This window comes from Caballeronia sordidicola, assembly GCF_000729995.1.
GTDB classification, from domain to species: domain Bacteria; phylum Pseudomonadota; class Gammaproteobacteria; order Burkholderiales; family Burkholderiaceae; genus Caballeronia; species Caballeronia sordidicola_A.
In genome coordinates this window covers 89739-107913 of record NZ_JNFG01000004.1, presented here as the reverse complement: position 1 = coordinate 107913, position 18175 = coordinate 89739, and the positions used below count along the sequence as shown (strand labels likewise).

The following is an 18175-nucleotide window of genomic DNA, read 5'->3' as shown; positions in this document are numbered from 1 at the left end:
TCATTCGTCGCCCAGCAGCATCGCGTCGATGCCATCGCACAAGCAGTGAATGGTTAACAGATGGACTTCCTGGATTCGCGCCGGCCGTTCGGACGGCACGCAGATATGGATGTCAGTGTCAGCGAGCACTTCGCTGATCACGCCGCCGCCCGCCCCCGTCATCGCGATCACGAACATCTCGCGCTCATGCGCGGCCTGGATCGCCGAGAGCAGGTTGACCGAGTTGCCCGACGTGGAGATGACGACCAACACGTCGCCGGCTTGTCCGAGCGAGCGGATCTGCTTCGAATAGATCTCTTCGAACGCCGAGTTGTTGCCGATGCCCGTGAGCGTCAGGACGTTGGCGTCCAGCGCAATGGCCGGCAAACCTGGCCGCTCGCGCTCGAAATGCCCAACCAACGCGGATGCGAGCCGCTGCGAGTTGGCCGCTGATCCACCGTTGCCGCACGTGAGAATGCGCGAGCCGTTGGCGAGCGCGCCGAACAGCACGTCAATGGCTGCGGCGACGGGGAAAGCAAGCGTGTCGAGTGCTTCACGATGGACTGCCGCGTTTTCGCGGAAATGTTGCTGGATACGTTCGACGGACATCGACTCTCGGTTATCGGCCGCGCCATGCGCGGTAGTTCATTGACGGGCTGCTTCGATGATTTGTTTCGACGGCTGGCTTCGACGACTTGCTGCTACGCTCTCCGACGCCGATGCTTCACCACTTCAATACTTGAGCTCCAGCGCCTCACGATCCGTTGTTCGCCGCAACGCGCTCGTGCGCAGCGGTCGAACGTAAGACCATCAGACCATAGGACCTCGATCAACCCGACGCGCAGGCTCCGCGCAGTTTACCGCACTCGCTGTCCGCGTCACTTAAGATGCGCGCATTTTCACGACGTATCGGCGCGAAAAGCATCGCGTAACCACACGATACGGCCCGCATCAAATGCGATCACGTCGAAGCGGCACACGGGCAACGCACCGCGCCACGTCATCAGGTAGTGCTGTGCCGCGAGCACCAGCCGCCGCTGTTTATGCGCACCTATACTCGCCGCCGCTGCCGCGAACTGGCGGCTGCGCCGCGCGCGTACTTCCACAAACACAAGTGCACGCTGACTGCCGATCTCACGCATCACGAGATCGATTTCGCCGCCGCGACAGGCGAAATTGCGTGCGACAAAACGCAGGCGCTGCCGCTGCAGATATTCAAGCGCGCGTTGCTCGAACGCGCTTCCGATTGTTTTCGACACCTCGTTCCCCAAAAAGTTGTCCCTCATCGCATGGCACAATGACGTCCTCCGCATGCCACCCGCCCTCATGACTCCACTCTCCGAATTGGCCGTTGGCCAGCAGTTTCCGGCTGGCGCGCTCTATATAGTCGCGACGCCGATCGGCAATGTCGCGGACATCACGGTGCGCGCGCTGCACGTGCTCGGACTAGTCGACCGAGTAGCTGCCGAGGACACCCGCAACACGTCGCAACTGCTCTCGCGCTACGGCATTTCGAAGCCGACCATCGCCGTGCACGAACACAACGAGCGCAGCGCTGCCGAGAACGTGATCGCGCATCTGCGCAATGGCGAGCGCATTGCGTGTGTGTCCGACGCAGGCACCCCGGGTATTTCCGACCCTGGCGCGAAACTGGTCGATGCCGTGCGCGAAGCGGGCTTTCCCGTTATCCCTTTGCCGGGCGCAAGCGCCCTCACCACCGCGCTCAGCGTAGCCGGCGCATGGGTTCACACGTTTTCGTTCATCGGCTTTCTTGCCACCAAACCGAAGCAGCGCGACACGCAATTGCAGTCGCTGCTCACACACACGCCCGCACTCGTGTTCTACGAAGCGCCGCACAGGATTGTGGAAACGGTGCAGGCGCTCGAGCGCGCGTTCGGTGGTGAGCGGCAATTGCTGATTGCTCGTGAGCTGACCAAGTTACATGAGAGCATCCATCGATGCACCCTGGCCGAAGGGCCAACGTGGCTATCCGGCGATGCAAACCGGCAACGCGGCGAGTTCGTTCTTGTAGTGGAAGGCGCGCCGCAGAAGGAGGCGGCGGACGACGCTCATGATGCGTTGCTCGCGACGTTACTGGAGGAATTGTCGGTGAGCAGCACTGCCAGACTTGCCGCAACGCTGACGGGCGCATCGCGCAACGCGCTTTACACAAGGGCGCTGGCAATGGAGAAAGAACGCGGAGAACAGGGCGAAAACGAGCATGAATGACGACCTGGAATAAGGCGGGCAAACGCGCCGCGCAATAAAAAACGGGCCGTAGAAACGGCCCGTTTTGTTGCGCAACAAGTTGACGATGATCAGTCGACTGAGTTGTTCGATGCCAGCGATTGATCTCGTACCGCCGCCCGCGCTTCCTGCGCCGACAAGCCCTCGATCTTTACCTTTCCGACGCCCGCGCCACGCATGCCCAGAATGGCAGCGGCCGCATAGGAAAGATCAATCACGCGGCCACGCGCGTACGGGCCGCGATCGTTGATCTTGACGACCACCGTCTTGTGATTCGATTCATTGGTCACACGAACCCACGAAGCCAGCGGCAGCGTGCGATGCGCTGCGGTGAGCGCGTGCATGTCGTAGCGTTCACCACTTGCCGTCTTGCGACCGTGGAAACCGCGACCATACCAAGAGGCGCGGCCCTGCTGCTCGAAGTCGCTGACGTCAGGCCCGGCAGTGATGGGCTCCGCGTTTGCGAGCGAGGATGTAACGGAAGAATTGCTGGCCGATGAAGGCAATGCATTCAGCTGTGAGTCGTACGCGAGTGGTGCTGCGACCCGCGTCGGACTGCGGTCCGGGTTTGCAATTGTCAGCTGCGAGCCGGTTTTCAGCGCGCTGGCCTGATCGCTGCCGCCTGGCGGCATGGCGCAACCCGTGAGGATTGCAAAGACCGAAAGACTCCCGAAACGTCGGGTTAGTCGTAAATTCATAGACGTGTAATCAACGGTTAGAGCCGCCTCTACATCCGACAAAATGCGGACGTGCATAGGCAGCTCAAGGCTTTCCGCGCAAAGGTACGCGCCGCTCGAAAAGTCGAACGGCGAGCCAGTGCTCGGGTGCGGCGTACCTCGCCGCAAATGCCCGGTTAGTTTTCACGTCTGGCGCAACCTGTCCCCGGCAGCCTGACCAGACCCCACATGCCGCCATCGAACGTGGATCACACGTTCTTGCGCGCTAAACTGCGCAGGAACGGCGGCGTAGGCCCCATCCAGCGTAACGGCAGCTAAGGCCGTTGGCAGGCGCATCGCACCTGGCTGGACAAGACGTGTACATCGGTTAAAACCGATGCTTGATTGCGATTTCGAAGCGATCTGCTCCGAACTGCGTACTTGATGACAATTGTAAAAACGCGCTACTCGTGTCTCTCATTGCCCATTGATGGCATGTTGAAACCATGCACAAGTGAACGGATTATACCCAAAAGCACAGGTGGACCGCCCGGAGACGAACAAAATGTTACTCATTTTCTCCGTTGGCGTAAAAATTGCAGAATCTGCCTGCTTTTTAGGCACATCTCGACCGTTTGGCTAACGCCTGGCGCGCTACCGCAGCGCTAGTTTTCGCCCGCTACAATGGACGTTTTTACACGTCCCGGTTGCCCACCCATGAAGGTCACCCTAATTCCCGTGACACCGTTTCAGCAAAATTGTTCGATCGTTGTGTGCGAGACAACGGGTCGCGCGGTTGTCGTCGATCCAGGCGGCGAAGTCGAGCGGATCATCAGCGCTGTTGGACAACTCGAGGTGACCGTCGACAAGGTGTTGCTCACGCACGGGCATCTGGATCACTGCGGCGGAGCAAAGGCGCTCGCCGATCACTTCAACGTGGAGATCCACGGACCGCACACTGAAGATGCTTTCTGGATCGACCAGTTGCCTGCTCAAAGCAAACGCTTCGGCTTCGGCGACGCGCAGGCCTTCACGCCCGACCGATGGCTGCAAGATGGCGACTCGGTTCAGTTTGGCGACGAGACCATGGAGGTCTATCACTGCCCCGGACATACGCCGGGCCATGTGATCTTCTTCAGCCGCGTGAATCGCGTGGCGTTGGTAGGCGACGTGCTGTTCGCGGGCTCTATCGGCCGTACCGATTTTCCGCGCGGCAATCATTCGGACCTCGTGCGCTCCGTCCAGGAAAAGCTTTGGCCACTGGGCGATGATGTTACGTTCGTACCCGGGCACGGTCCCACGTCCACGTTCGGGCACGAACGCCGCACCAACCCGTTTGTCGCCAACCGGAAGAGCGCATGAGCAACACCACCGCCATTCCTGAAATTTACGTCAGTACGGACGTCGAAGCTGATGGACCGATCCCCGGGCCGCACTCCATGCTGAGTTTTGCGTCGGCGGCCTATACGGAACACAAGGAGCTGATTGGCACGTTTTCAGCCAATCTCGAAACGCTCGAAGGTGCGGCGCCTCACCCGGTTCAGGCCGCCTGGTGGAAAACCCAGCCCGAGGCATGGGCCGCATGCCGGACCGACCTGCAGGAACCGTTGACTGCACTGCGCGCCTACGTGGAATGGGTCGAGGCATTGCCCGGTAAGCCGGTGTTCGTCGCCTATCCGGCGGGTTTCGACTTCACTTATATGTTCTGGTACATGATGCGTTTCGCTGAACGCTGTCCGTTCTCATGGTCCGCGCTCGACATCAAGACGCTCGCGTTCGCGCTGACCGATCTGCCGTACCGGAAGGCGATCAAACCGCGTTTGCCGAAACACTGGTTCGATGAACTCCCGCACACTCACGTCGCGCTCGATGACGCCGTTGAACAAGGTGCGCTTTTCTGCAACATGCTGGCCGAATTGCGGACTCAACGGACGCTGCTGGCGTCGCTAAAAGCGGCTGGCGAAACGCCCGGCGATACTGACATCGAAGGACAAAACGCGCAGTCTGGGCGTTGAGTTAGGCAATATTGCTCACACCGGGCGTTTGACATTGCGCTTCCTTTCTGCCCCCTCTACTATTGGACTTGGTAGCGACCGAAAGGAGGCGCAGTTGACTCTCGACACGTTTTCACAAAAAATCCTGCGACTTCTGCAACTGGACGCCCGCCGTTCGGTTCAGGAGATATCCGATCAGGTCGGGCTTTCGAGCACTCCGTGCTGGCGTCGTATCAAGGACATGGAGCAATCGGGCGTGATCCAGCGGTACACCGCGCTGCTCGATCGCGAAAAGCTTGGGCTACATGTCTGCGCGCTCGCTCATATTCATCTCACGCGTCACACAGAGGGCGGTGTCGAGCAATTCGAACGCGAGATCACCACGTGCCCGGAAGTCACCGAGTGCTACAGCACCACGGGCGAGGCCGATTACATCCTGAAAATTGTCGCGCCCGACATCAAGTCATACGACGCTTTTCTCCACGACCGCATCTTCAAGATTCCGGCAGTCGCGCAAGTCCGGACCAGTGTGGTCCTGCGAGAAATCAAATTCGATACGCAATTGCCGCTTTAAGATAGCTTTCAATTACATGAATGCGGGCGCTTTAATCAGGGCGCAAAGCAGGGCGCGAAACCGCAGCGGATTCTGTAATGGCAACGTGCGGCGTGTTTCTTACAGTTTGCGTAAACCGAATCTCGCGTGCACCGAGTTTTCGCTTGAGTGCCTCAAAATCGCCGGCTTCCAGACTGGCCAGCTGCTCATCAGTTAAGTCGGCGGGAAGTGTCACGTCGATATCGAATCCGCTGCTCAGATAATGCAGGTTCAATGCGTTGTACGTGAGACCGTGAGTTCCCAATACAGCGCTTATGGCATCACTGACCGCCGAACGCGTCGGCATTCTGCCCGGCTGAGGGTTGGCTTCGTCATTCTCCGGATCAACATGAATCAATGCATCCAGAACGTGGGTATTCGTCAACAACCGCCCTCGCGCCAATTCTGCAATGTAGTGGCCCTCCGAAACTGAAATGAGGGGATCGACGAGAATATGCGCGTCGACAATGGCGAGATCGCCCATTTTCCGCGTGCGCAAATCATGAACATCGAGAACACCGGGCGTGCTGCTCAACAGCATGCGCAACTTCTCGGTTTCGGCATGATCCAGCGCGCGATCAGACAAATCCTGCAGAGCATCCCATCCGAAAGTCCAACCCATTCGCGCAACCATAAAACCGACAATTGCGGCCGCGATAGGGTCCAGCAAACGCCAGCCGGCCATACTCCCCATAATGCCGATAGCGACGACCAGCGATGACGCCGCGTCAGACCGGGCGTGCCATGCATTGGCAATCAATAGTGCCGATCTCACGCGTTCGGCCGCGCGGAGCATATAGCGGAACAATAACTCCTTAGAAATCAGAACTATGGCTGCGACAACCAGTGCACTTGCGTGAACCTCCGGGATGTCTTGAAGATTGGTAATACGTTCACCTGCTCGCCATAACATCCCCACGCCGACAGCAATTAAAAGAGCACCGAGAAATAATGAAGCGACCGTTTCATAACGGCTGTGGCCGTAATTGTGATCGTCGTCAGGAGCAGCGGTGCTATGCCGATTGGCCAGCAGCACGATGAAGTCCGACACCAGGTCAGACAGTGAATGAATACCGTCGGCAATCAAGGCCTGGGAATGCGCAAACACACCGACGACGATCTGCGCCGCCATCAGCACAGAATTCACCGCGATACTCGCGAAGGTTGTTTTGCGGGCTACGTCCTGCTTTTCTGCGGCGCGCGCTGTTGATTGCGGCATGTCATCACTCGAAGTCATCGTTTGACGAATTTTACCAAGCCGCGCTTCCACTCACACGTTTAAAAACAAAAAACCCTATAAAAATCATCTATTTATCTGAACGCGACGTGTTCTCATGTCGCATCTTGAATATCGTCGCAATGCCGCGCAACCGAATGATTTCGACTGCTGGCAATCAGTCGGCCGCTGCACAGGCGCAAAAAAAGCCGCACCTTTTTAATGGTGCGGCTTTTTCAAACAATCGCCCTTTTACTTCTGGATCAGGAAGTTGTCGCGCTCCTGGCCTGCAATCCACTTCGGTGGCTTGCCACGGCCGGACCACGTGCTGCCGCTGTCCGGGTCACGATACTTCGGTGCAACGCCTGCACGCGGACGCGCAGCGTTTTTCAAATTCTTGCCGCCGCGACCGCCTGCCAATTCAGCGAGCGTGATCCCATAGTCGGCCATTTTCTGCTTGATTTCATTGAGAACTTCGGCATATTCCCGCGACTTCGCTTCTTCAATCTGTCGCTCGAGATTTTCGCGCTGCGCGAGAAGTTCCTTGTAAGACGTCATGATCTTTTCCTTGTGGTTTGCAGTGTACGAGTCGTTGCCCGTTCCGGTTATAACGTTAAGCCTCTCAATGAATCGCAGATTAACACAACTAGGATTGCGCGCACGCTTCTACGCTGTCGATTTAAATCAATTCAGTCGACGGGCGTTCGTAACAATTCGTGATATTTCGTGAATGCTACCGAAACTACGCATTCATCTTACTTACATCATTAAATTAACCCGGAAAATCTTTCATGAAATGAAAATAACCCGAAACATATCGGCCAAACCTTCCATTCCGTGCGAGTTTGCTCAAACGTCTTCATCGCCGTAACGCCATCTCGTAATTCGGCGACATAAAGACACGTATCGGGCGATCACGAGTTCAGACAATCACCTATGCCGTTCAATACAATCGATCAACGCAGCATTCAATTCTGCGCGGGTTTGTTTCGGTTTATCGAAGGTGAAACGATTGCGCGCTCCGGGAGTCCGCAGGTCGCAACCATATTTGTCTATCCCCATTAGTTCGAGATCAGCCGGTCGCGCGGGAGAATCGGAAAATAATTCCAGTAGTCGAAGTTCATTCTGCTCGGATAACGGTTCAAGTGGATCAAGCGCCGTTGCATCCAGCCAGCCCATTGCGCCAAAGCCGCCTATATAGCGCATCCGTTCGAGCGACATGATCCAGAACGTGAAGTCGCCCAATTCAAGATAACGGGCCGCTTCCGGGTGATATCTGAGATAACGGCGCGCCAGTTCATCGACGGATTCAGGTGGCGCCGGAGAAAACGAGCCGAGCATGGTAAGACGCTGCCCTTCGAGAATGGCATCGCTGGCCGTTTGGGTAATCAGGAATCCCGCGCGTGCGTCCAGTTGCAGATTGCGCGTGTGTTCGGCCAGATGGCTAATAAGGACCATTGGCACGTGACGGGAAGTTGGCGCGAAAGGTAATGCGGTGGGGTAAGGAAAACCGCGCGGCTCACGCGAATGCGTGGCAAGCGTGCCGTGCGGCACTTGATGCAGCAGATGCAACGGAGCATGCGACGGGATATTCAAAGCGGGACCTCACGAGAGAACTCACCAGCGGCCAGGCAGCGAACCCAATAAGAGCAGCGGGCTGCCTTTGCGATCTTAAAGCACTAAAACCAGGTCCGTCCGCAACCCGATAGAATTGAAAGCTTCGCCGGCCAACGAAAGACCGGCCGTGAGCACAAGAAGCCAACAAGAAAGCCGAGAGAGAGCAAACACCCGTGTCCGAATCTGTCTCAAGTGCCCGCGCCGTCGGGCACGACACCCCGAACGCCGCGCATCGGCGGCTTCCCGCGGCAAAACGCGAGCGGGCGCGCTACGCGACCATGGCCGTGTTTTTCATCGCCGGGATGCTGTACGCGTCCTGGGGCGTGCATGTACCCACCGTGCGTGACAAATTCCACCTGAGTCCCGGATCGCTGTCTATTGCGTTGCTGGCGGTCGCCGGCGGCTCGATTGTCGCCATGCTCACCAACGGTCCGTGGATCGCGCGCGTCGGCACTCGCCGCGCGTGCCTGGCCGGCGGTATCGGCATGACGATTGGCGGCGCGCTGATCCTCGTCGCACCGTTCTACTGGCTGCTGCTGGTCGTCCTGGCGCTGTTCGGCTTCAGCATGGCCACGCTCGATGTCGCGATGAACGCGGAAGCCAGCGCCGTTGAAGAAGCGCTCGAGCGGCCCATCATGTCGTCGCTGCACGGCATGTTCAGCGTCGGCGGGATGGCCGGTGCGGCCGCTGGCGGCGCGCTGCTCGCGCATGGCATGGCGCCGGAGGTGCATCTCGCTCTGGCGTCGGTGGTGAGCGTGATCGTGCTCCTGGTGTCCATGCCCGCCGTCCTGCCGCACGTCCCTCACGCAGACCATGCGCATGGCGGGTCGTCATCGAATCGCTGGCGCTCCCGAGCGTTGTGGGCGCTCGGCGGCATGGCGTTGGTCGCGTTGATCGCTGAAGGGGCCATGTACGACTGGGCAACGGTCTACATGCGTGACGTGGTGCTCGCCACGCCTGCGCTCTCCAGCACGGCCTACGCGGCCTTCACCGGTGGCATGGCGGCGGGACGTTTCGGTGGCGATGCGGTCCGCGCCCGCTTCGGCGCGCCGCAACTCATCTTCGCGAGCGCGGCGCTGGCATTTATCGGCATGGTGGCGGCGCTGTTGTTTCCACACGCGGTCATCACGCTCGCGGGTTTCACGCTCATGGGGCTCGGACTCGCGAACATGATGCCGGTGTTGTTCGCCGCAGCGGCGCGTGTGGAGGGCGTGAGCCCGGCAGAAGGGCTCGCGCATGTCGCAGGCCTCGCTTACTTCGGCTTGCTGCTCGGGCCGGTGCTGATAGGCGGTGTGGCGCAGGTGAGCACGTTGCCGATCGGGTTATCGGTGGTCGCGGCTTGCGCAGCGCTGATCGCGCTCGTGGGACCGAGAATCATGAAACAGTTGAAGCTGTGAACGGACAGCGCCGCGGTCACCGGATTGCAACGGGCTAACCGACCACAGACACCAACCATGCAACAGGCATTGGCCACTTACTATTAGCCAAATAGCCGCGCAAAAAAAACGCGCTGACCGAAATCAGCGCGTTTTTTTAAGAATGAAAATCATCGAAGGCGGCCACAGTCGAAACATCACGACTCTGACCGCCTGCGGCAATTACATCTTGACTACGTCCAGCAGCGTCTTCTTGCCTGCCTTGTAGTTGTACAGCGAGATCACGCCGTGCTTCAGGTCGCCCTTCGAGTCGAAGGTCGTTTCGCCGATCACACCCTTGTAATCCGTATTCGGCATTGCTGCCAGAATCTTCGCCGGATCGGTGGAATTGGCGCGCTTCATAGCATCGACAATGATGTACACCGCGTCATACGTGAACGGAGCGTAGATCTGGATCGGCTGGCCAAAACGCTTCTGGAACTTGGCCGAGAATTCCGCCCCGCCCGCCATCTTTTCGAGCGCCATACCGGCTTCCGAGCAGACGATATTGTCGGTTGCATCGCCAGCCAGTTGCGACAACTGGTCGGTACAAACACCGTCGCCAGCCAGTACCTTGGCACGCAGGCCGAGTTGCTTGGCTTGCTTGGCGAACGGGCCGCCGGTTGCGTCCATGCCGCCGAACATCACAGCGTCAGGATTTTCGCCCTTGATCTTCGTCAGAATTGCGCGGAAGTCGACAGCCTTGTCGTTGGTCGCATCATGCGACATCACGTTCATGCCGAGCGACTTGGCAGTCTTTTCGAACTCGTTCGCGAGACCCTGGCCGTAAGCGGTCGAGTCATCGACAATCGCGACGCTCTTCAGCTTCAGCTCCTTGGAGGCATAGTTAGCCAGTGCCGGACCTTGTTGTGCATCGGTTGCCACAACGCGATACGTCGTCTTGAAGCCTTGCTGCGTGTACACCGGGTTCGTTGCCGACGGCGAAATCTGCACGATGCCTGCATCGCTATAGATCTTCGATGCCGGGATCGAGGTGCCCGAGTTCAAATGGCCAACCACGGCAACGACTTTGTCGTCGACGAGCTTTTGCGCCACTTGAGTAGCTGTACGCGGGTCAGCTGCGTCATCTTGCGGATCGAGTTGAAGCGTGATCTTCTGGCCGCCGATCGTCAGACCCTTGGCATTGATTTCTTCAACTGCGAGGCGCGCGCCGTTTTCGTTGTCCTTGCCCAGGTGGGCAATACCACCGGTCAACGGTGCAACGTGACCGATCTTGACGGTTTCGTCGGCCGTAGCGGTTGTTGCCATCGAGGCGAACATTAGCGCTGCAGCGCTGATAGGCAACAGTTTGTGAAGCTTGGTGTTCATGTAAGTCTCCAGTTTCGGTCCCAAAAACAACGGTGTCGCCCTGTGCTCCGTTTCATCACGTTTCGCTCAGCCCCGTGGACGACCACGCCGGATGCATCGTCATGCACTTGGCTCGTACTTCCGCAGGCCGTTTATGACGACCAGCATCCGCACTGCGCGCAAGTGTAGGGTTATCAAATTAATTTGGGGAAGTTTTTTAGGATAGTGGTGCGACTACCAATAAGAGATGTGTTGAGAAGCGCTTGAAAGTGTGCTGGTGCAGTGCGCAAAGGTCCTGTACATGCGGTTCTTCAGCAGATTGACACGTTTGCGCAAGTGGTCGTTCGCGGCGTTCTAGAGGCGGCACTTTAGTTTTACCCGGCCGTGCCGTTATTGTTCGGTCCGTTTGTTTCAAGTCAATTTCGTGGGTTAAGAACTCGGGTAAGCATTGGGGTTAGCACTCGGGTTAGCACTCGGGTAGCACTATTAACTAGTCACCGCTTCAAAGCCTCACGCCGTGCTCCATGACGACGGTGGAACGGCTCAGAAATATCGCTGAAAACCCTCTGCCGCGCGCGTTGCCTACAGCTGCTTTACAGCGCGCGCCCTTGCCAGCAAGGCGCATCGAATGGTGGCACACTGTCCGGCCGCGGTTCCCACCCTTATCGTCCCCTATCATTTCGCCCCACTTATTCAGGCATCAGCCAGGAGCTTCATCATGACCGTGACATCCCGCTGGATCGACATTCCTGCAGACGGCGACACCTTCCAGGGCTATCTCGCGTTGCCCAAAGGCGGCAAAGGCCCGGGTGTCGTCATCATCCAGGAAATCTTCGGCGTGAACTCGCACATCCGCGCCGTGGCCGACCAGTACGCGGCCGATGGTTACGTCGCGCTCGCCCCCGACATTTTCTGGCGCGTCCAGCCGCGCGTGGAACTCGGCTACGACGGCGCCGACCGCGAAAAGGCGATGGAAATCTACGGCAAGCTCGACGCATCGAAAGCAGTCGACGATGTCACCACAACCGCCGCCGCGCTGCGCGCTTTGCCGGAAGTCACGGGCAAGATCGCGGCCGTCGGTTATTGCCTTGGCGGCCGGCTGGCCTATTTGTCCGCTGCGCAAGGTGCATTCGATATCGCCGTGGCCTACTACGGCGGCGGCATCCAGAACGAGCTCGACCAGGCCGACAAGATCAAGGTGCCGATGCAATTTCACTACGGCGCACTCGATGCCCACATTCCGTCCACCGCGATCGACTCGGTCAAGCAGCGCTTCGCGGGCAAGGACGCTCAGGTCCACGTGTATCCGGGCGCCGATCACGGCTTCAATTGCACGGATCGCGCATCGTACAATCAAGCGGCGTCGGCACTGGCGCACGGCCGCACACTGACGTTCCTCGGCGAGCATTCGTAACTCGGCGCGCTGTTCCGCGGACTGCACGGTTGGCCGCCTGAGAAGACGGGACACAACCGCATCAAAGGAGGGAGAACCTTGCAGTCCGAGTATCTCGACTACGACGCGATCGGCCTGGCCGAGCTCGTGCGCAGCGGCCAGGTCAGCGCGCGGGAATTGATCGATACGGCAATCGCGCGCGCCGAAGCCGTTAATCCGGCGCTCAACGCCATTGTCCTGAAGGACTATCAGGCGGCTCGCAACCGCGCGAGCCGTGGCGGACGCGATGGCTCCGCCACCCTGGGCCAAGGTCCGCTCGCGGGCGTTCCCTACCTCATCAAGGACCTGGGTGCGCCGGTCGCGGGTTTGCGGATGTCCATGGGTTGCCGCCATTTCCAGCATTTCACGCCCACTGAAGACTCGCTGATCGTCGCGCGATCGAAGCAGGCCGGGCTCAACATTTTCGGCAAGACCAACACGCCTGAGATCGGCCAGATGCCGTACACCGAACCCGAGTTGTTCGGCCCGGCGCGCAACCCGTGGGGACTCGACTACACCCCGGGCGGTTCCAGCGGAGGCGCAGCGGCGGCGGTCGCGGGCGGTGTCGTCCCACTTGCGCACGCGGCGGATGGCGGCGGCTCGATCCGCATCCCGGCGTCGTGTTGCGGGCTCTTCGGCTACAAGCCATCCAACAGTGTCCAACCGCAGCCGCTGCCCGCTCCCGGCGATCTGGCGGTGGATCATGCCGTGTCGCGCAGTGTCCGCGATAGCGCCCTGCTGCTCGACCTCACATCGTCCGGGCATTCGAACGCCTTCTTCCGGGCTGTCGGCGAACCGTGCGGGCCGTTGCGCATCGGCTATATGGAAGAGCCGCAGCTTGCGGGGGCGATATCGGCGGATGTAAAAGCCGCTCTCGACGATGCCGCCAGGCTCGCTGAATCACTGGGTCATCGTGTAGAGCCAACGTCTTTCGGGCTCGACTTCGACGTCCTCGCCCATGCGTTCCTGGTGATGTGGTCGGTGCTGGCCAAAGAGATCGTGCTGCACGCCGATCGCATCAGCGGCCAGAAGCCGAAGCGCGCTGATTTCGAAATTGCATCGTGGGCGATGGCGCATATTGGCCGCAAGATCGGCGAACGCGATCTGCCGGCCGCACTGGAAACCCAGCGTCAGTTCAAGGCGAAGATGGCTACGTTGATGACGCGATATGACGTGCTGTTGACGCCCACGCTTGCTGCCGCACCGGTCAGGATTGGAGCGAAGCAGCCGACCCAGTTCGAGCGTTTCCAGATGCGCGTGCTTTCGGCGATTCCCATTGAGCCGTTGTTGAAGCGGATGTTGTCGATTTCTTCCAAGAAGGCATTTGACTGGGCCGGTTGCACGGAGCTTTTCAACTTCACCGGTCAGCCGGCGATGTCCGTGCCGCTGTACTGGAACGCCCGCGGCATGCCGATCGGCGTGCAGTTCGCGGGGCGGATCAACGACGATGCCACGTTGTTCCGGCTGGCAGCGCAGCTGGAGGCCGCAAGGCCGTGGTTCGCCCGCCGCCCGGCATTGATGGCGGCGAGATGAAGCGTTTTTGCCCAACCCGCATCAGTGCAACCTAGCCCGCCCGTTTGGAAAACCGGTAATGCGCGATGCCCCATTCGTTGCCGCCGGCGTAACCGAACAACTCCGCCACGGCCATATAAAACATGCGCCAGCGCTGAAACCAGATGCCGGCGTTGTCCGCGCCATACGTCTGGATCAGCATCGGCATCAATTCGTTACGCGCCGCGTCCAGATTCGCCAGCCAGTGATTGGCCGTCTTCTCATAATGCGTGCCGCTCACCCACCATTGACGGTCAATGGTGAGATCGTCCTGGAAATGCAGGAGCAGCGCCTCCGATGGCATCGTCCCGCCCGTGAAAAAGTACTTCGACATCCAGTCGCTGCCATCCTTCACTTCGAAGTGATACGCCAGCGTTCGATGCGCGAACACATGCACAAAAAGCTTGCCGTCCTCGCGCATCCAGCCAGAAATCTTCTTCAGCAACAGCCGATAGTTCTTCATGTGCTCGAACATCTCGATCGACAACACGCGGTCGAATCCATCGCCGAGCAATGCCGGATCGAATTGATGATCGACAATATTCCCCGTCACCACGCTCAAATTCGTGATGCCGCGCTCGGCCGCCTCGCTCTCTATAAACTCGCGCTGCCCCCGCGAATTCGATAAAGCCACGATCTGCGAACGCGGATAATTTTCCGCCAGCCACAACGAGAGCGAACCCCAGCCGCAACCGAGATCGAGAATGCGCTGGCCATCGGTGAGATGCGCACGGACGGCGTATTCCTCGAGCATGGCGCGCTCGGCCTGATCAAGCGTTTCCGTTCCCGTCCGATACAAGCAGCACGAATACTTCAGGTGCTCGCCCAAATGGCCATGGAAAAACGCTGCCGGCATCTCGTAGTGCTGCGTGTTCGCGGCTTGCGTTTCGATCGCTATCGGGCTTGCGCGCAGTTCATCGACCAGACGATTGAAGCGCTTCGAACGCGCTTCGCCGTCGTCGATGCCCTCATCTCGCAGACGCTGCTTCATCAGCCAGCGCATCCCGAAGCGCACGAGCGAGTCAGGAACGCGGCCGCGCTCGCACCAGTCGATCAGCCAGTTCTCCGTCGGCACTTCTTTTTCTTGTGGTTCTGACATAACCGCTTGCGATGGCAGATCGCTCATGTGGAAACTCCTCGCTATTATTATTTAAGGGTGACGCGGCGGCCATGGAATCAATGCGCTGGTCGTACGCATGTAGTCGGCATAGCCCGCGCGTTTTTTAGCCGATTCTGCTTCAACCATGGGTACGCCCGAGACTTTCATCAGCAGCCACGCCATCAGCACGGGCGGCAACAGCATGGCGAAAATCCATGCGCCTACGCCGATTGCAAGCGGGATGTACGCGACCCAATGCACGCACTCGAAGAAGTAGTTCGGGTGCCGTGAATAACGCCACAAGCCCGCGCGGCAGACGTTGCCGTGATTCGACGGGTCCGCCTTGAACACGCGCAACTGATGGTCGGCGAGCGTTTCGCCCGCAATCGAGATCACCCAGATCACCGCCGCGAGCGCGACCCAGGCGGCGCCCGGCGGCGTTGCGCGATAGGCCGGCACGAAAAACGCGAGCGATAACAACATCGAAATCACGACTTGCATCTGGAAGAACCAGAACATTTTCCTGTTGGCGTCAGCGCCCCATTGCTCGCGGAACTTGTGATACCGCGGATCTTCGGCGTGACCTGCATTGCGTTTCCACAGATGCACACCCAGTCGCATGCCCCAGATGAACCCGCCAATTCCCACGACGACCCGCGTGTGCAGATCGCCCTCGGCGAGTACTGCGACCAGCACCGCGATCAGGCCAAGCGACATCGCCCAGATGGGATCGACCATCCCGGCATTCTTCGATTTAACCTGCCATGCCCAAACCGCTGCGAAAACAACGATGAGCGCGATAAAAGCGATAACGGCAACGGTGAGCGGCGGCATGAGATCCTCGATGTCGATTTATTGTTCGTTGAATATCGGTGGCATCGACTGGAGAGCGATTGCGATTACGACTTGGGCTAATTACGCACATTGTCCTCCGACGGATGCGCGGATTCGAAGTAGCAAAAGCGAGATTGAAGTAAACCAGATGTCGACGTTCAGAGCGAACGTGAGCAGAGGACATTCCTGACGATGACCGCGATCGCAGGAACGGCGCGTCTTGCGGCGCCCTGTTCCCGATCAACAGGCGTGGAAGTGAAAGCCGAAGCCCCTACTCGCCGCGCCGTTCATTCCGACATAGAACTGCTAAACGAGGGCCGGCAATCCTTCCACCAGCAGGAACGCAATCAGCACGCCGAGCAGCGCGCCAAATACGCGTAGTGTGTTTTTCCGGAATTGCGTCGCGCACGGCACAGCCCCGAGAAAGAGAATGCCGGCAAGCGCCATCGGGATAATCAGGATGAAGTCGCCGATCGTGAAGTATGTGGTCATACCCGTCTCCCATCATTCGTGCTCAGCGTTCACCTGGCTGCGTGAGACGTCGCACTGTCGATTCGAGTATAGGCCGTTGTTTAAACTTTATTTGTGCCGCTTTCCGCAAACGTTAGCGAACGATTAAAGAAACGCCATACAGGGCGTGGCTTTCAGGTCAGATGTTTTAAGTGGATACGTAAAAACCCTTGTTCATCGATATTTACAAAGGTCTTTCATTACGTTCTTCCGTGTATCTAAGCGATCAGGCATTCGCGCAATGCTCCAGCCGGCGCAAGTATTCTGCGCCGCCCAAACCGATTAACAGCAGCACGAAAACGAAGCTGCTTACGCCCGGCCAGCCGGCGATAGTCCAGAAGTGCCCACCCCAGGAACCGAGCACGCTGGAGCCGATGTAGTACGCCAGCAGATACAGCGCCGCCGCCTGGCCTTTCGGCCCTTTGGCCAACCAGCCGATCCAGCCGCTTGCGACCGAATGCCCCGCGAAAAACCCGAACGTCATGCACGCGATGCCGGCAATCACCACGGGCAGCGAACTCGACAACGTCAACGCCACGCCAAAAATCATCAGCAGGAGCGCGGCGATCAGGACGCGGCCGCGGCCGAATATATCGGCCATTTTTCCGGACCACGGCGATGCCACCACGCCCGTCAGATACACCACGAATATCGCGCCAATCTCCGTCTGGTTGAGATTGAACGGCGCTGCGATCAACCGATATCCGACGTAGTTATAAAGCGTCACGAAGCTGCCCATGAGCACGAAACCCATCAAGATCACGCATCGCAGGCCGCGATTTTTCAGATGCCCAGCCAGCGCAATCCGGTGATGACTAAAGGCCATTCCGGCGCGCGGCACGAAACGTCGCGATGGTGGCAGGAGCGCGCGAAACGCCAGCGTGGCGAGCAGCCCAAGCACCCCGATTCCGCCGATAGCCACACGCCACGAGAAAAAGTCCGCGAGAATTCCGCTGATCACCCGCCCAGCCATTCCGCCGATTGCCGTGCCGCCGACGTAGAGTCCCATCGCGAGGCCGAGGCCGTCGGGATGCACTTCCTCGGCAAGATAGGCCATGGCGACGGCCGGCACGCCACCCAGCGCGAGTCCTTCGAGCGCACGCACGAACAACAACGCGTGCCAGCTCGGCAGAAACGCCACGATGATCGTCAGCAGCGCAGAAACCGTCAGCGACAACGTCATCAATCGATGCCGGCTCCAGCCCTCTGAAAGAAAGCCGGCGATAAAAATCGCGATGGCAAGCGAAGCCGTCGTCACCGATACCGACAGCGCACTTTCCGCCGGACTCACGCCAAACGTCTTGGTGAACTCCGGAAGGAGCGGCTGCAAACAGTAGAGCAGCGAGAAGGTGGCGTAGCCTGCAAATAGCAAGGCAATCGCCGCGTGCCAATAAGCACGCGATCCGCGTTCGAGGTACGGCAAGGAATCGGGGCTATGCGAGGAAGACGAAGCTGACCGGGACGACGCCGGCGATGAAGTCACAAGTGGATCTCCGGTGGCGAAGGCCCTAACCATACCTTGATCGTCAGGGTTTTGCCGGACATCGGGCCGGAAGCTTCACGCAGCGTTCCACGCCGGGCGCTTTCAATCAACTTTCGAAAAATAGTTGGATTGCGCATACGTTGTTTCGATGCGATGCAAGTTTTCGCCCCACGGGAATTGTTGCGCTAAAGTAGAACATCGTTTCGGCCGAAATCATCGGTACAGGACTGCAGTTTGCAGGC

18 protein-coding genes are annotated in these 18175 nt (G+C 58.9%); 7 read left to right on the top strand and 11 right to left on the bottom strand.

Translation table 11 applies throughout. From position 1 onward, the window contains the following. Both FH08_RS0103750 and FH08_RS0103745 read right to left on the bottom strand, forming a co-directional pair. Entirely contained in the window at nt 1–588 is a 588-nt protein-coding gene (locus FH08_RS0103750; RefSeq protein ID WP_031357032.1) for an SIS domain-containing protein, read from the bottom strand. Between the two features lie 290 nt (nt 589–878). Further along, nucleotides 879–1307: a YraN family protein gene (locus tag FH08_RS0103745; RefSeq protein WP_419177982.1), complete on the bottom strand. Its 429-nt coding sequence runs from the start codon at nt 1305–1307 to the stop codon at nt 879–881. Between FH08_RS0103745 and rsmI the strand changes: the two genes are divergently transcribed. Next, entirely contained in the window at nt 1306–2208 is a 903-nt protein-coding gene (rsmI, locus tag FH08_RS0103740) for a 16S rRNA (cytidine(1402)-2'-O)-methyltransferase (protein WP_031357030.1), read from the top strand. The genes FH08_RS0103745 and rsmI overlap by 2 nt on opposite strands. Before the next feature lie 89 nt (nt 2209–2297). Here rsmI and FH08_RS0103735 read toward each other — a convergent pair whose 3' ends face one another. Further along, a complete protein-coding gene (locus tag FH08_RS0103735) occupies nt 2298–2924 on the bottom strand; it encodes a septal ring lytic transglycosylase RlpA family protein (RefSeq protein WP_031357029.1) in 627 nt (208 codons plus the stop codon). A 675-nt stretch (nt 2925–3599) separates the two neighbouring features. On the opposite strand from FH08_RS0103735, the gene FH08_RS0103730 reads away from it, so the two are divergent. From FH08_RS0103730 to FH08_RS0103720, 3 genes are all read left to right on the top strand, one after another. Next, nucleotides 3600–4244, top strand: coding sequence for an MBL fold metallo-hydrolase (locus tag FH08_RS0103730; RefSeq protein WP_031357028.1), 645 nt, complete (start codon nt 3600–3602; stop codon nt 4242–4244). Continuing rightward, on the top strand, nt 4241–4897 hold the full coding sequence (locus FH08_RS0103725; protein ID WP_031357027.1) for an exonuclease: 657 nt from the start codon (nt 4241–4243) through the stop codon (nt 4895–4897). Before FH08_RS0103730 ends, FH08_RS0103725 begins: the two co-directional genes overlap by 4 nt. Before the next feature lie 94 nt (nt 4898–4991). Further along, nucleotides 4992–5450 carry an Lrp/AsnC family transcriptional regulator gene (locus FH08_RS0103720; protein ID WP_031357026.1) on the top strand — a complete coding sequence of 153 codons (459 nt, stop codon included), beginning with the start codon at nt 4992–4994 and terminating at the stop codon, nt 5448–5450. Between the two features lie 31 nt (nt 5451–5481). Here FH08_RS0103720 and FH08_RS0103715 read toward each other — a convergent pair whose 3' ends face one another. The 3 genes from FH08_RS0103715 to FH08_RS0103700 all read right to left on the bottom strand — a co-directional run bounded on the left by FH08_RS0103715 (nt 5482) and on the right by FH08_RS0103700 (nt 8280). Further along, nucleotides 5482–6687, bottom strand: coding sequence for a cation diffusion facilitator family transporter (locus FH08_RS0103715; protein ID WP_081889345.1), 1206 nt, complete (start codon nt 6685–6687; stop codon nt 5482–5484). A 249-nt stretch (nt 6688–6936) separates the two neighbouring features. Then, nucleotides 6937–7242 carry an H-NS family nucleoid-associated regulatory protein gene (locus FH08_RS0103705; RefSeq protein ID WP_031357024.1) on the bottom strand — a complete coding sequence of 102 codons (306 nt, stop codon included), beginning with the start codon at nt 7240–7242 and terminating at the stop codon, nt 6937–6939. Between the two features lie 372 nt (nt 7243–7614). Then, a complete protein-coding gene (locus tag FH08_RS0103700) occupies nt 7615–8280 on the bottom strand; it encodes a HugZ family protein (RefSeq protein ID WP_031357023.1) in 666 nt (221 codons plus the stop codon). Nucleotides 8281–8474: 194 nt separating this feature from the next. On the opposite strand from FH08_RS0103700, the gene FH08_RS0103695 reads away from it, so the two are divergent. Continuing rightward, nucleotides 8475–9698, top strand: coding sequence for an MFS transporter (locus tag FH08_RS0103695; protein WP_031357022.1), 1224 nt, complete (start codon nt 8475–8477; stop codon nt 9696–9698). A 201-nt stretch (nt 9699–9899) separates the two neighbouring features. Here the strand turns inward: FH08_RS0103695 and FH08_RS0103690 are convergent, their stop codons facing one another. Continuing rightward, complete coding sequence (locus FH08_RS0103690) at nt 9900–11045, bottom strand: branched-chain amino acid ABC transporter substrate-binding protein (protein WP_031357021.1); 1146 nt, start codon at nt 11043–11045, stop codon at nt 9900–9902. Nucleotides 11046–11742: 697 nt separating this feature from the next. On the opposite strand from FH08_RS0103690, the gene FH08_RS0103685 reads away from it, so the two are divergent. Together FH08_RS0103685 and FH08_RS0103680 are read left to right on the top strand one after the other, a co-directional pair. Beyond that, the gene (locus tag FH08_RS0103685) at nt 11743–12438 is read left to right on the top strand and encodes a dienelactone hydrolase family protein (RefSeq protein ID WP_031357020.1); all 696 of its coding nucleotides are present in this window, start codon (nt 11743–11745) and stop codon (nt 12436–12438) included. 78 nt (nt 12439–12516) lie between these two features. Continuing rightward, complete coding sequence (locus FH08_RS0103680) at nt 12517–13989, top strand: amidase (RefSeq protein WP_031357019.1); 1473 nt, start codon at nt 12517–12519, stop codon at nt 13987–13989. 31 nt (nt 13990–14020) lie between these two features. On the opposite strand, the gene FH08_RS0103675 is transcribed toward FH08_RS0103680, so the two are convergent. From FH08_RS0103675 to FH08_RS0103660, 4 genes are all read right to left on the bottom strand, one after another. Next, entirely contained in the window at nt 14021–15106 is a 1086-nt protein-coding gene (locus tag FH08_RS0103675) for a class I SAM-dependent methyltransferase (protein WP_152602726.1), read from the bottom strand. 51 nt (nt 15107–15157) lie between these two features. Then, complete coding sequence (locus tag FH08_RS0103670) at nt 15158–15940, bottom strand: DUF1295 domain-containing protein (RefSeq protein WP_031357017.1); 783 nt, start codon at nt 15938–15940, stop codon at nt 15158–15160. Nucleotides 15941–16246: 306 nt separating this feature from the next. Continuing rightward, nucleotides 16247–16432 carry a hypothetical protein gene (locus FH08_RS0103665; RefSeq protein ID WP_031357016.1) on the bottom strand — a complete coding sequence of 62 codons (186 nt, stop codon included), beginning with the start codon at nt 16430–16432 and terminating at the stop codon, nt 16247–16249. A 244-nt stretch (nt 16433–16676) separates the two neighbouring features. Next, the gene (locus FH08_RS0103660; RefSeq protein WP_419177981.1) at nt 16677–17933 is read right to left on the bottom strand and encodes an MFS transporter; all 1257 of its coding nucleotides are present in this window, start codon (nt 17931–17933) and stop codon (nt 16677–16679) included. Nucleotides 17934–18175: the final 242 nt, after the last annotated feature.

Bases quoted from the DNA above. Each gene is read 5' to 3' on its own strand.
- FH08_RS0103750 (WP_031357032.1), bottom strand. From the start codon at position 588: ATGTCCGTCGAACGTATCCAGCAACATTTCCGCGAAAACGCGGCAGTC.
- rsmI (WP_031357030.1), top strand. From the start codon at position 1,306: ATGACTCCACTCTCCGAATTGGCCGTTGGCCAGCAGTTTCCGGCTGGC.
- FH08_RS0103745 (WP_419177982.1), bottom strand. From the start codon at position 1,307: ATGAGGGCGGGTGGCATGCGGAGGACGTCATTGTGCCATGCGATGAGG.
- FH08_RS0103735 (WP_031357029.1), bottom strand. From the start codon at position 2,924: ATGAATTTACGACTAACCCGACGTTTCGGGAGTCTTTCGGTCTTTGCA.
- FH08_RS0103730 (WP_031357028.1), top strand. From the start codon at position 3,600: ATGAAGGTCACCCTAATTCCCGTGACACCGTTTCAGCAAAATTGTTCG.
- FH08_RS0103725 (WP_031357027.1), top strand. From the start codon at position 4,241: ATGAGCAACACCACCGCCATTCCTGAAATTTACGTCAGTACGGACGTC.
- FH08_RS0103715 (WP_081889345.1), bottom strand. From the start codon at position 6,687: ATGCCGCAATCAACAGCGCGCGCCGCAGAAAAGCAGGACGTAGCCCGC.
- FH08_RS0103705 (WP_031357024.1), bottom strand. From the start codon at position 7,242: ATGACGTCTTACAAGGAACTTCTCGCGCAGCGCGAAAATCTCGAGCGA.
- FH08_RS0103690 (WP_031357021.1), bottom strand. From the start codon at position 11,045: ATGAACACCAAGCTTCACAAACTGTTGCCTATCAGCGCTGCAGCGCTA.
- FH08_RS0103685 (WP_031357020.1), top strand. From the start codon at position 11,743: ATGACCGTGACATCCCGCTGGATCGACATTCCTGCAGACGGCGACACC.
- FH08_RS0103675 (WP_152602726.1), bottom strand. From the start codon at position 15,106: ATGTCAGAACCACAAGAAAAAGAAGTGCCGACGGAGAACTGGCTGATC.
- FH08_RS0103670 (WP_031357017.1), bottom strand. From the start codon at position 15,940: ATGCCGCCGCTCACCGTTGCCGTTATCGCTTTTATCGCGCTCATCGTT.
- FH08_RS0103665 (WP_031357016.1), bottom strand. From the start codon at position 16,432: ATGACCACATACTTCACGATCGGCGACTTCATCCTGATTATCCCGATG.